Origin of the sequence: Shewanella maritima (assembly GCF_043643735.1) — a bacterium.
GTDB lineage: Bacteria > Pseudomonadota > Gammaproteobacteria > Enterobacterales > Shewanellaceae > Shewanella > Shewanella maritima_A.
The window spans coordinates 45,067-58,057 of sequence record NZ_JBHZSM010000004.1; the positions used below are offsets into that span (position 1 = coordinate 45,067).

Here is a 12,991-nt window from a genome sequence, read left to right on the forward strand (position 1 = left end):
AAAAAAATACGAGATATACATGCCATATACAGATAATAAAGAGACTCAAGCTACTCTGCTCCAAAAGACAGAGGTACAAGTTAAAGGTGTGTTATTTGATGTTGATGGTACTTTGGTGGATACAGCGCCAGATCTGGTCGCGGCACTCAATGCCAGTCTACTTGAAGAAAACTTTGCAACTCATAATGTTGATAGTCTGCGCCATGCTGCTTCCCACGGTAGTTTACATTTAGTCAGATGCGCCCTACCAAATGAAAGCGAAGCAACTCACATTTCTATTCAACAAAAATTATTAGCACATTACCATAAATTAAATGGTGAGCATGCACGCTTATTTGATGGCATGACAGGCTTATTAAATCTATTGAATAAACATAACATCCCTTTTGGTGTAGTCACCAATAAACAAGCAAAATTTGCGCGTCCACTGATGAAAGCTTTGTCTCTTGATACACATTGCAAAGCCACTGTATCTGGTGACAGTACCAAACATCCCAAACCACACCCTGCTCCTATGTTACTAGCAGCGCAGCAGATCAGTGTCGATCCGCAAAATATCTTGTATTTGGGTGATGCCGAGCGGGATCTTATTGCAGCACAAAATGCCTCCATGATTGGAGGGACTGCTTTGTGGGGCTATATAGCAAAGACTGATGAACCAGAAAGCTGGCCTGCAACAGTAACATTTGACACGCCAGACTCAGTAGCAAAGTGGTTGGTAGCGACAAATTTTGAAATATAACGTTCAAAATAATGCACAATAAACCGATTCAGTTTTTAATCTAATCGCTGATTATTTTAGCGATCAAAACTTTAACAGAGGAAGGTTAAAGATATGTTGCATTTTGTAAATGATTGAAAAGTTTGCCCTGTGGGGTTAGCCTTTACTAACAGTTAAAACTGTCCTCAACTTATCCACAAGATGTTCTAATAATTCAGGGTTGCAAAAGCAATCAAACCTCACTATCTTGTACCTTAGATTTTAAACAACACCATATATAGTGTATTTAAGTGTTAAGTAGACACAAATAATCTCTTGCAATTCGTAAAGTATCGTGATCCAAACAGGATCTTAAAACTGATAGCGAATTGATAACAAAATGTTATTAATGCATAAAGATTGCATCCCATGGATGGTTAACCGATGTTTAGTCTACAACCAATGTGTTTAACACTGACACTAGGGTGAATAACTACACCAAGGCAAATCTTCAATGAACAGCAATATGATGGTCACTAAACGTTGTGGCGAACGTGAAATAATTGACTTAGAGAAAATTCACCGAGTCATTACATGGGCGGCAAAAGGATTAAACAACGTTTCTGTATCTGAGGTTGAACTTAGATCTCATTTACAATTTTTTGATGGCATTCCAACCGAGGCCATTCATGAAACGATCATTAAAGCTGCTGCTGATTTGATTTCACCTGAATCGCCAGATTATCAATTTCTTGCAGCAAGATTAGCTATTTTCCATCTTCGCAAAAAAGCATTTGGTCAGTTTGAGCCGCCAAAACTTTATGATCATGTCACTAAGTTAGTCGAATTAGGTAAATATGATACCCATATTCTTGCTGATTATACTCGTGAAGAAATTGAAATTTTGGATGGCTATTTAGATCACTGGCGTGATATGAACTTTTCCTACGCAGCGGTTAAACAGCTTGAAGGTAAATACCTCGTTCAAAACCGTGTAACACATGAAGTTTATGAAAGTGCACAGTTCCTTTATATATTAGTGGCAGCATGCCTATTTGCTAAGTACCCAAAAGAAACTCGCCTGACTTACATCAAAGATTTCTACGATGCAGCCTCTACATTCAAAATTTCTTTACCGACCCCAATTATGGCGGGTGTGCGTACACCAACGCGTCAGTTCAGCTCATGTGTACTGATTGAGTGTGACGACAGCTTAGATTCAATTAATGCGACAGCATCTTCGATAGTTAAGTATGTCAGCCAACGTGCGGGTATTGGTATCAATGCTGGACGTATTCGTGCGTTAGGTAGCCCAATTCGCGGTGGTGAAGCATTCCATACTGGTTGCTTACCTTTTTATAAGTATTTCCAAACAGCCGTTAAATCATGTTCACAAGGTGGCGTTCGTGGTGGTGCAGCCACTTTATTCTACCCATTGTGGCATTTGGAAGTTGAGTCTCTGTTAGTACTTAAAAACAACCGCGGCGTTGATGATAACCGTGTACGTCATCTTGATTACGGTGTACAGCTCAATAAGTTAATGTATCAACGCCTGATTAAAGATCAGGACATCAGCTTATTCAGCCCGTCAGATGTTCCAGGCTTGTACGATGCATTCTTTGCCGATCAATTGGAATTTGAACGTTTATATGTTCAATACGAAAATGACAGCAGCATTCGTCGTAAAACAATTAAAGCGGTAGAACTCTTCTCATTAATGATGCAAGAGCGTGCTTCAACTGGTCGTATCTATATACAAAATGTGGATCACTGTAATACCCACAGCCCATTTGACCCTAAAGTTGCGCCAATTAAACAATCTAACCTTTGCCTTGAAATTGCGCTGCCGACTAAACCCCTAAATAATGTTGATGATCCAAATGGTGAAATTGCCCTTTGTACATTATCAGCATTAAACCTTGGTGCTATTGAAAGCCTAGAGGAACTAGAGAAGTTAGCAGATCTTGCAGTGCGTGCATTAGATAACTTACTTGATTACCAAGATTACCCAATTATTTCAGCGCAGTTGGGTTCAATGAATCGTCGTACACTCGGTATTGGTGTGATCAACTTCGCCAATTACCTTGCTAAAAACGGTAAGCGCTATTCCGATGGCTCGGCAAATAATCTCACTCATAAAACTTTTGAAGCAATTCAATATTATCTATTAAAAGCTTCTATGAATTTGGCTAAAGAGCAAGGTGCTTGCCCTGCTTTCAATGAAACCACATACTCACAAGGTTTATTGCCGATTGATACATATAAGCGCGCGCTTGATCAATTCTGTGATGAGCCATTGCACATGGATTGGGAACAATTACGCCAAGATATTTTGCAGTATGGTCTACGTAACTCAACGTTATCAGCATTGATGCCTTCAGAGACATCTTCACAAATCTCAAATGCGACTAATGGTATTGAGCCACCACGAGGTCTTATTAGTGTTAAGGCAAGTAAAGACGGACAACTTAAGCAAGTTGTACCTGATTTTGAGCAGTTAAAAGATGATTATGAATTACTTTGGAACATGCCTAATAACCAAGGTTATTTAGAGTTAGTTGGCATTATGCAAAAGTTCGTAGATCAGGCGATCTCAGCTAATACCAACTATGACCCTACTCGCTTTGATGGCAAGAAAGTGCCGATGCAAACATTACTTAAAGATTTGTTGAATGCCTACAAATTAGGTGTGAAAACACTTTACTATCACAACACACGTGATGGGGCTTCAGATCAACATGATGACATCACCGCAGTAGAAAAAGAAGATGACAGCTGTGCTGGCGGCGCGTGTAAAATTTAAATACAGAATGGATACTAGCGGGTAATTACCCGCTATTTTAGGAATAATAAAATGGCCTACTCAACTTTTTGTCAAACCCCAAATGATGCCACTAAAGAACCCATGTTCTTTGGTCAGCCAGTTAACGTTGCGCGTTTTGACCAACAAAAATACGAAGTATTCGAGAAATTGATCGAAAAGCAATTGTCTTTCTTTTGGCGACCAGAAGAAGTTGATGTCAGTCGGGATAAGATTGATTACGCAGATTTACCGGCTCATGAGAAGCATATCTTTATTTCTAATCTTAAGTATCAAACCTTGCTTGATTCTATTCAGGGTCGTTCACCAAACGTGGCATTTCTTCCGTTAGTGTCTCTGCCTGAGCTAGAAACTTGGATTGAAACTTGGTCTTTTTCAGAAACCATTCACTCGCGTTCATACACACATATTATTCGAAATATTGTCAATGACCCATCAGTGGTATTTGATGATATTGTCGAAAATGAAGAGATTTTAAAGCGTGCGGGTGATATTTCACATTATTACGACAAGCTAATAAAGCTTACGCAAGTACATGAATTACATGGTGACGGTACTCATGAGTTTAATGGTGAAACCATCACAGTTAACTCGCGTGTACTTAAAAAAGCACTGTACCTTTGCATGATGTCAGTCAATGCACTCGAAGCTATTCGCTTTTATGTCAGCTTTGCTTGTTCATTTGCATTTGCTGAACGGAAGTTGATGGAAGGTAATGCTAAAATTATTCGTCTGATTGCCCGTGATGAAGCGCTCCACTTAAATGGCACACAGCACATACTGAACCTTATGCAAGGTGGCAAAGACGATCCTGAAATGGCTGAAGTTGCACAAGAATGTGAAGCTGAAGCTTACAACTTGTTTTTAGAAGCTGCTGAACAAGAAAAAGAATGGGCTAAGTACCTATTTAAAGATGGCTCAATGATTGGCTTGAATGAGCAAATTTTATGTCAGTATGTTGAATACATTACCAATCAACGTATGAAGTCAGTTAACCTTATTCAGCCTTATGAGCAAACGTCTAACCCACTGCCATGGATGAAGAACTGGCTTGAAAGTGATGCCGTTCAAGTTGCCCCACAAGAAGTTGAAGTGTCTTCATACTTAGTCGGTCAAATTGACTCAGCTGTCGATAGCGATGAGTTTGCTGATTTTGACTTATAATCCTTACAAAAAAGCCCCTATCGTTAGTATTAAAGGGCAGCCTGTGCTGCTCTTTAATAACAAGCAGTCAACCTTGCTTGAAGCGCTAGAATTTAAAAAACTTGAAGTGTTTTCTGAATGCCGAAATGGTTTTTGTGGTGCCTGTAAAACCAAAATAAACAGCGGTGAAGTGACATATGTAACTGAACCTTTGGTTGAACTTGCCGACAATGAATGCCTACCATGTTGTTGTGTGCCAGAAACAAATATCGATTTAGATATGAGCCACACCCCATCTCCAACGCTAAATTTGTTTGATGCTATTGATAAAGTGAAAGAGCCCGTTTAATACATTTACTTAACCAAGTTATCTGGTTCTACTTTTTTGAAATAACACCTCAAGCTCTTTTAGTAGCCATTCCATAACCAACCCAGAGCCTTTATTACGCCGTTTAACTAGACCCACTTCAACTAATAAAGATTCAGGGATATGGTAACTATCCAATTCAACCACGCCTGTTTGTTGGATCCACTCTGCTTTGGCAATATGCTCTGGCACTAACGCCCAGCCAACACCATGACTGACCAGCCCAGTAATGTAATAAAAGCTATCTAACAACCAGTAATTAGATGAAATTGGCTGACTCACCTTCCCTTGCAAATCACAAATAACTAATTGCTTATATTGATTTAACTCAGTTAGCGTAGGTACGGGAATACTAGCTAATGGGTGCTGCTTACCCACTACCAAGGTTAAGTAAAAGCTATCAACAGAGAAGTATTCCAAATCTTTCGGTAAACCTTCACCGTCAAATACAATACCGACATCCGCTTTTTGTTCATCGACCCAAATCCAAATATCATTTTGAGAGCCATTAATAATAAATTATTCATGGAATACGGCACTGCTGTACATGTTGCCGCCTTTGCTGTTATTGGATATATAGCCACAATATTCTATTTAATTGCTGAAGGTATCGCGGGGGGGATGCAACCACCTATAAGTTATTATTATGGTGCAAAACTGTTTGATAAAATTTCACAAACTGTCTTACTTGCTGTAAAGGTAGTGATCTTGTTAGCAATAGGTATGGTCGTCAGTTTAAATCTCTTTCCCGAAGCCATAATTGGTATTTTTATAGATGACAATCCGCAACTAATGATTGAAGCATTAAAAGGGGTAAGACTACATCTATTTGCACTAGCATTTGACGGGATAATATTTATTGCAACTATGTATTTTATTGCTATGAATCAAGCAGAAACATCACTAAAAATATCTATTGCAAATATGGCTATTCAACTTCCCTTTATCTTTTGTTTACCTCCTTTATTCGGCATAACAGGTGTTTGGCTTTCTGTTCCAATATCGAATATTGTATTAACGGTGTTGCTGCTCCCACTGTTCATCAAAGAGTTGAACAGTTTTAAGCAACAATCTGGGCAACAGAATCAGAATGTTTAGGCTGATACCCAAAAATTTTAAAAAACTGTCTTTGCAGCTTTGTAATGTAACTCGGTTATTTGCATTAATGCTGCACTGCCGTACCAAGGAATTAACTCCATGGTTAAGCTACCAGCTTTGATAGCAGGGTCGGTTGCAGTCAGTGCTTTTGCTTCAGCAACAGATGCTACATCAAAGATATAGATCCCGCGCAAATCGCCATCATCAAGGAATGGTCCAGCTAATACCAACTTACCAGCATTAGCTAATCGATTAATATTATCTAAATGCGCTGCCTGTAATTCATCTGCTTGCTTTTGTGGCTGATCACGATTAGGCCCTTTTCGTAAAAACGCCATAACATAACGCTTCATGCCATATTGATCAGCACCAAGCTTTGCAGCATATTTAGGATCATAATCTGGATTGTTAGACGCTATTGCTTGGTTAGCGCTGAGGGTGATTAATATAGTACTTAATATATATAAGCACTGATGAAGAGTATGTTTCATATTTGCCCCATTGAAGTGAAGCAGAGCAACAAGGATTACTCCGCCCTTTCAGTGTAGACCTTTTAAAAAGATAGCAATTGTTGTTTAGTTATTTTCATTACAGCAAACACAATCAGTGGCGCTTACTTGATTTTTGCCATTCGCTTTAGCCATATATAATCGTTTATCGGCCGTTTTAATTAAATCGTCGATAACGGTGTTTTCATCACATATGCAGTTAAAGCCAATTCCAATGCTAACCGTCGCTGAAAATTGGCATGAGTCTGTTTCAAAAATATAGGCTGCAAATTGAGTACGCACAGATTCAATTAAGTGGTAAACCGTTTCATTATCCGCAGACGAGACAAATACAATAAACTCTTCTCCGCCCCAACGCCCAACAATGCCATTTATTTTTGCTATATTTTTCGAAAAAATTCTGGCTAATGTCAAAATGACTTGATCACCTGCTGCATGACCATGGTTATCATTAATCATTTTGAAATTATCAATATCAGCTAGGATGCATGTTAAAGTGATATTGTTTTGCATCTTTTCGTCAATCCAATCATAAATGGCATTGCGATTGAGTAAATCGGTTAAACTGTCATGTGTTGCCCGATGTGCTAAAGCTTTCTCGTATTTCACTTTGTCAGTTATATCTTCCAATACTACCTGTATTGCTGGCGCATAATCCCAATCAATAACGTTGTTATAAATATTGAAATAACGCCTGACACCATCGAAGCAAATATTTTCTGATACAACACTCTTACCAACCACCTCACCAGATATTATCTGCTGGTACTGCTGTTTTGCATCTTCTTGATGTTCTAGAGGGATAATGGACAAAATACTATCCATTGAAAGTACTTGCTCAACCGACTCAGCATGTATCGCATTTACCCATGCTTGATTAACCATCAAAGGTTTAAAGCCACGGTGAACCATAATCCCTTGCCCAGATTGCATGATTAGCTTAGTAAACATACGATCTTTTTCCCGAATCCGCCTGTTAGCTTCAACGACTACAGATAAATCAATTACTGTGACCTGCAAAGCAGGTTTATCATTCCAATCGATAACATGATCTACAGAAAAGACGGTGAACTCACGGCCACTGCGGTCGATATTTACGTATGTGTGGCCACGTGGGTAAATTTTACCTGCAATAGTATCGTGGTAGTTCTCACAAGCTTTGGAGTGGAATCGCTCAGGGATTAAATCAAGAAAGGAATCGATATGAATGAGTAAATCATTGCCATCAGCATACCCATATATTTTTGCATAATTGTCATCTACATGAAGTACTTTTAAATCCTGGATAACAATCACTCCGTAAGTGGAGTCAATGCTTAATTCAGACATATGGGGTAATCCAATTTATTATTTTATCATCAAATATAAACACACTAATTGTAGTTCAAACTATAGATAAACCCATCTACGACATATAACTTCCAACAATATGTTAGTAACTCTAATAATAATTTTGATAGATGGTGAAACCTACGCCCGATTATCACTCAAAAAAAAAGCAGCGATAAACGCTGCTTTTCCATTATCTTATTCATTAATAAACGTAACTAGCACCTAAGCCTAACGGCAGACCTATGGACCAATATATTAGTAGCCACACACTCCATATAGATAATAGCGCCAAGCTAAATGGCAACATCATCGAAATTAGTGTGCCGATACCAATGCCTTTAACATAACGTTGACAGTACACAACGACTAACGGGAAGTAAGGCATAAGTGGCGTAATGATATTTGAGCTTGAATCACCGACACGATAAGCAGCTTGTGATAAATCAGGGCTGATATTAAGTTGCATCAACATAGGTACTAAAACAGGACCAATCAAGGCCCACTTAGCAGAAGAAGAGCCGACAAATAGGTTAACAAAACCGACCAACAGGATCATACCAACCACGGTCACTTCAGGTGGTAAAGCCATTGCTTTAAGACCACTTGCGCCCTCAATTGCGATTAATGCACCTAAGTTTGATGCTGAAAATGCAGCAACAAACTGAGCACAGAAAAAGGCCATAACAATATAATGTGCCATACCACTCATAGACTTCGACATGGCTTGTACAACATCAGAAGAACTTTGGAATGTTTTAGTCATATAGCCATATACTAAGCCCGGTAATACGAAAAAGATAAAAATAAGTGGCACAATGGATTGCATTAATGGCGCACTGAAACTGGTTAACGAACCATTTTCATCACGTAAGGTAGACGTTTCTGGTAATGCTAAGAAGAAAAATGCGGCCATTGCACCAAACATAGCGAGTGAAGCTACTTTAAATGCTTTCATCTCAGCACCCGTTGCTTCATCCATTGCGGGTAAATCAACTTCTTCACGATTGACCTTGTGTGAACGGTTTAATCTTGGCTCTAAAATTTTGTCAGTTAAATACCAAATTACCAGTGTAATTGGAATACATGATGAAGCGGCAAAAAACCAGTTATTTAAAGGGTTGATTTGAATATCTGGGTCTAAAATTTGCGCCGCAGATTGTGTGAAACTCTGCAGTAGTGGGTCTATACCTGATGGAATAAAGTTAGCGCAGAAACCACCTGAAACACCGGCAAATGCTGCTGCAATGCCCGCTAAAGGATGGCGGCCAACTGTAAAGAAGATCACACCAGCAAGTGGAATAACCACCACGTAACCAGCATCAGTAGCGGTATGTGAAATAATGCCGACAACCACAACTGCTGGCGTTAACAATTTGGCTGGAGTCACTTTAAGCATCTGCTTTAGTGCAGTATTAATATAACCCGACTGTTCTGCAACACCCACACCCAACATAGCCACCAATACAACACCTAATGGCGCAAATGCAGTAAATGTGGTGACCATTGAAGTTAAAAAATCGGTCAGTGCTGCTGCACTCATCAGATTATTGACCACAATAGGTGCATCTGTTCTTGGATCGATCGCTTCAAAGCTTACCCCTGAGAGTAGAGCTGATACACCCCAAACAGCAAACAGTAAAATTAAAAATAACATCGCAGGATCAGGTAGTTTATTACCTACCTTTTCAATCCCATCCAACACCCTAGTAAGACGACCAACCTTCTGTGGTTCGTCAGACTGTGTACTTGCACTCATGACTATTCCTTAAATCCTAGCTCGATGATGACACCGAATCTTTTTATGATAATTATACAATTGCCAGCATAAACACCATTTATGTAGCAAACCTTAAAATAAGCTTGAAATTAACTGAGTAAAATAAAAAACCATCATTATGTGAACAAATTCAGTGATATTTTCATTGAAAGCGAAAACAATAAACAAGCTGACAAAAACTACTAATGATTTATACAGAAACTTTACCAGGGTAACACTTGTCCATTTGAGTGCATAAACACACCAGAATTTGCTAAAGACAAATTTTCAATCAGACCTGTTAATCTTTTAGCTGCTTCTTCAGCTGAAATATCACCGCGATTACCAACCATGTCAGTTTGGACATAGCCAGGGTGATAAATGCCAATAGCAACACCTTTATAAGCTAAATCATGGCTTATCGACATAGAAGCGGCATTAAGTGCTGCTTTAGACATACGATAACCGTAACGTCCACCAGACGAGTTATCAGCAATCGAGCCCATTCTGGAGGTAATCATGGCAATTTTTGCGTTGTTGACCAAGTGGGTTTCCAGTAACTCTACAATTCTTAATGGCGCAATTGCATTGACTTCAAATTGTTCACGGATTGTGGCTAGGTTTAGATTGCCAAGTTGCTCATCACGTAAAATTCCTGCATTACAGATTAATGAATCAATATCCACATCCATTAATCGCTGTTGTAGACGAATAAGATCATCTTCATTAACCACATCAATGCCATCTATGACTTCAACATCTAATTGTGCTAGTGCCAATGAAGACTGACGACAAACAGCAAACACTCGATAATTTTTATCTATAAACTGTTTTACAAGCGCTAAGCCTATACCTCTATTAGCTCCTGTAATAACGATATTTTTCATAATTTTGGTTCTCTTTTCTCATGAAATTTATTGATTGCATACATTGCTAACAAGAATATAACTAATTGACTAGCATAAGATACCAATTCAGAAACTCCAGTCATAATTCAACATTTATCCATAATATAAAAGATGAAAAAAGCCATGCTTAAAATAATCTGAAATGAGATCTGCTACACAGAATCAATTGTATTATTATATGTAAAATCTGCTAACTCTAAGAAACAGGAAGTACACATGAATAAAACATCTAAACTGTCATTAGCATTGTTATGTTCAGCTTTATTATTTGGCTGTGCAAGCACTGAACCTACAATCCCTTCTGCGTATCAAGCAAAGCCGCTAACAGGCGAAAAAGTTGCCGTTACCCAATATAGTAAGTTCGACTCAATTGCAAAGGTATCAAAGCTACAAATTTCTGAACCAAATGCTAAGCCAGGCAGTAAATATGAATTAGCTAAAGATGGTGATTTTAGTGATGTGCTCAACGAATATTTTTATGTGGACACAAATGCTGAAGCCTTGGTTATGAAAATGACTGGCTATAAATTACGAAATGAATTTCGTGTTCAAAATAATTTTAAAACAGATGATGCCAATGCCTTCTATCGACTGTCAGCTGATGTTATGCCAATTAACCCGCGTGAATCAATGAAAGATAGCCCAAGTAAGAATGATGCCTTTACCATCTTACAAGTACACAACAAAGGCACATTTGATGACGGTAAGCATGGCGTAGGTTATATACCGCACCCATTGATGCGCATTGTATATGAAGCTGAGCGACGTGATTTTTCAGACCATTACTGGGCCGTCATCAAAAACAACAACATCAACTGTAGTACCAAAAGCGGTAACAGAGACACGGCCGACTGTAAAAATGCATATATTAGAGTCAATCTCGGCAAATACGATCCTGATCACCCTACTCGCTTCGATATCTTAGTCGGTGATAAACGTCTGATTGTTAAAGTAGATGGTGTCACTCGAGTGGACCATAACATTGACTACTGGCAAGACTTTTTGAGCTATTTCAAAGCTGGTGTTTATAACCAATTTGAAAATGGTACCAGTGAAGCGCACTTTTACAGCCTTGAATACGCAAAAGAAACTGCACAATCGCCATATCTTGTTGCACCAGCTAAGTAAAAGTACGAGATAATATATACGGTTAGCCTCATAACCAGAATAAGCCACCTTATCGGTGGTTTATTCTTTTATCGCGCTGATAACAATGATATTTTAGCTTGAGCTTGTATGAGTCATATGCTGTATAGAGCAGCACTCGCTTAATACCGTATCTTTATTGCAATACCAATCTGAGTCTGAGCATGTCTAACACTTACAAAATTATCTGCTTATTCCTATTATCATGCGTATGTAAAAATGCTAATGCCAATTGGCATCAACACACATTTACTGTCATGGGCACACAAGCACATGTTGAATTCTGGCACCCTAGTGCACTTCAATCTGATGAGGCTCAAGCATTAGTGGCAATTGTGGTTGCTGAAATGGATCGTATTAATCAATTAATGAGCCCATATATTGAAACTAGCCAATTATCACAAGTTAACTTGCTGGCAGCACAACAGCCTGTTCCAATAAAACTGGAGCTATATTTATTAATTAAAGATGCACAGCATATTGCTCAGTTAACCCACGGCGCGTTTGACATCACCTATGCATCTGTTGGTTATCAATATAACTATCGTGAGAGCATCAAACCCAATGCACAAGCTATAGCTAAAAGTCTTGAAGCAATAAATTACCAATCAATCTTACTGAAAGGTGCTGATCATAGTATTCACTTTACGCATCCTGATATAAAAATTGATTTAGGGGGTATCGCTAAAGGGCATGCTGTTAAACAAGCCATTGCGCTGTTGAAGCAACAAGGTATTGAACATGCATTAGTAAGCGCCGGTGGCGATACCAGTATGCTTGGTGATAGAAGAGGTAGACCTTGGTATGTCGGTGTGAAGCACCCAAGATCACCCGATAAAACCGCTGTGACAATTCCCCTTGAAAATGAATCTATTTCGACTTCAGGAGATTATGAACGATATTTTATTGAAGACGGCATTCGTTACCATCATATTATTAACCCGAAAACCGGAGACTCAGCAAGGGAAGTCATTAGTGTCAGTATTATGGGCAAAAATGCCACTTATGTGGATGCACTCTCAACAGCTGTATTTATTAAAGGGTTAAATGAAGGTATGTCCCTAATCAATAATCTTGCTGATTATGAAGCCATTATTATTGATAATGCACGAACCATGCATATGTCGACAGGGTTACAACAGAATTAGTGTTTTGCCCCCCTCAATTTCCTAACTGTACCCACGCTTAATTACTAGAAATAGAAACGCCAA

General features: G+C 38.8%; 12 protein-coding genes. 7 read left to right on the top strand and 5 right to left on the bottom strand.

Annotation, left to right across the window (positions count from 1 at the left end):
- The first annotated feature begins 19 nt into the window (after nucleotides 1-19).
- The 4 genes from ACHUGF_RS06125 (at nucleotide 20) to yfaE (ending at nucleotide 5,013) form a co-directional block, all read left to right on the top strand.
- Entirely contained in the window at nucleotides 20-742 is a 723-nt protein-coding gene (locus ACHUGF_RS06125; protein WP_394129908.1) for an HAD family hydrolase, read from the top strand.
- A 472-nt stretch (nucleotides 743-1,214) separates the two neighbouring features.
- Entirely contained in the window at nucleotides 1,215-3,503 is a 2,289-nt protein-coding gene (gene nrdA, locus ACHUGF_RS06130) for a class 1a ribonucleoside-diphosphate reductase subunit alpha (protein WP_394129909.1), read from the top strand.
- Nucleotides 3,504-3,554: 51 nt separating this feature from the next.
- Entirely contained in the window at nucleotides 3,555-4,685 is a 1,131-nt protein-coding gene (nrdB, locus tag ACHUGF_RS06135) for a class Ia ribonucleoside-diphosphate reductase subunit beta (RefSeq protein WP_394129910.1), read from the top strand.
- Nucleotides 4,660-5,013, top strand: a complete 354-nt coding sequence (gene yfaE / locus ACHUGF_RS06140; protein ID WP_394129911.1) for a class I ribonucleotide reductase maintenance protein YfaE — start codon at nucleotides 4,660-4,662, stop codon at nucleotides 5,011-5,013. The genes nrdB and yfaE overlap by 26 nt, the downstream gene beginning before the upstream one ends.
- A gap of 18 nt (nucleotides 5,014-5,031) precedes the next feature.
- Here yfaE and ACHUGF_RS06145 read toward each other — a convergent pair whose 3' ends face one another.
- Nucleotides 5,032-5,547 carry a LysR family transcriptional regulator substrate-binding protein gene (locus tag ACHUGF_RS06145; RefSeq protein WP_394130129.1) on the bottom strand — a complete coding sequence of 172 codons (516 nt, stop codon included), beginning with the start codon at nucleotides 5,545-5,547 and terminating at the stop codon, nucleotides 5,032-5,034.
- A 9-nt stretch (nucleotides 5,548-5,556) separates the two neighbouring features.
- Here ACHUGF_RS06145 and ACHUGF_RS06150 point away from each other — a divergent pair, with 9 nt between their 5' ends.
- Complete coding sequence (locus tag ACHUGF_RS06150) at nucleotides 5,557-6,129, top strand: MATE family efflux transporter (RefSeq protein ID WP_394129912.1); 573 nt, start codon at nucleotides 5,557-5,559, stop codon at nucleotides 6,127-6,129.
- 17 nt (nucleotides 6,130-6,146) lie between these two features.
- Here the strand turns inward: ACHUGF_RS06150 and ACHUGF_RS06155 are convergent, their stop codons facing one another.
- From ACHUGF_RS06155 to ACHUGF_RS06170, 4 genes are all read right to left on the bottom strand, one after another.
- A complete protein-coding gene (locus ACHUGF_RS06155; RefSeq protein ID WP_394129913.1) occupies nucleotides 6,147-6,620 on the bottom strand; it encodes a YciI family protein in 474 nt (157 codons plus the stop codon).
- Between the two features lie 84 nt (nucleotides 6,621-6,704).
- Complete coding sequence (locus tag ACHUGF_RS06160) at nucleotides 6,705-7,967, bottom strand: sensor domain-containing diguanylate cyclase (RefSeq protein ID WP_394129914.1); 1,263 nt, start codon at nucleotides 7,965-7,967, stop codon at nucleotides 6,705-6,707.
- 205 nt (nucleotides 7,968-8,172) lie between these two features.
- A complete protein-coding gene (locus ACHUGF_RS06165; RefSeq protein ID WP_394129915.1) occupies nucleotides 8,173-9,726 on the bottom strand; it encodes an AbgT family transporter in 1,554 nt (517 codons plus the stop codon).
- 224 nt (nucleotides 9,727-9,950) lie between these two features.
- Entirely contained in the window at nucleotides 9,951-10,613 is a 663-nt protein-coding gene (locus tag ACHUGF_RS06170) for an SDR family oxidoreductase (RefSeq protein WP_394129916.1), read from the bottom strand.
- Nucleotides 10,614-10,850: 237 nt separating this feature from the next.
- Here ACHUGF_RS06170 and ACHUGF_RS06175 point away from each other — a divergent pair, with 237 nt between their 5' ends.
- Together ACHUGF_RS06175 and ACHUGF_RS06180 are read left to right on the top strand one after the other, a co-directional pair.
- Entirely contained in the window at nucleotides 10,851-11,762 is a 912-nt protein-coding gene (locus tag ACHUGF_RS06175; RefSeq protein WP_394129917.1) for a polysaccharide lyase family 7 protein, read from the top strand.
- Nucleotides 11,763-11,944: 182 nt separating this feature from the next.
- Nucleotides 11,945-12,928 (top strand): FAD:protein FMN transferase, encoded by a 984-nt coding sequence (locus tag ACHUGF_RS06180; RefSeq protein WP_394129918.1) that lies wholly within the window; start codon nucleotides 11,945-11,947, stop codon nucleotides 12,926-12,928.
- Nucleotides 12,929-12,991 lie beyond the last annotated feature (63 nt).